Below are 277 nucleotides of genomic sequence, written 5' to 3' on the forward strand. Positions count from 1 at the left end.
TGGTACTAATTGGTCGAGGGCTTGACCAAATATATCCACTATGTAGTTTTGAAAGTATAATTTTTTCAAAAAAACACTTGACAAGTTCAAAAATCTTTGATAAAATTGAGCTTGTCGCTGATGATAAACAGCAATCTAGTGGCAATAGCGGAGGGGTTACACCCGTTCTCATTCCGAACACGGAAGTTAAGTCCTCCAGCGCTGATGGTACTTGGATGGAGACGTCCTGGGAGAGTAGGTCGCTGCTAGATTGGGTATCATTCCTGGGTAGCTCAAT

General features: G+C 42.2%; 1 rRNA gene. It reads left to right on the plus strand.

Annotated elements, in window-relative coordinates:
- Window positions 1-134 precede the first annotated feature (134 nt).
- Window positions 135-251, plus strand: a 5S ribosomal RNA gene (gene rrf, locus L21TH_RS05655).
- Window positions 252-277: the final 26 nt, after the last annotated feature.

Origin of the sequence: Caldisalinibacter kiritimatiensis (assembly GCF_000387765.1) — a bacterium.
GTDB lineage: Bacteria > Bacillota > Clostridia > Tissierellales > Caldisalinibacteraceae > Caldisalinibacter > Caldisalinibacter kiritimatiensis.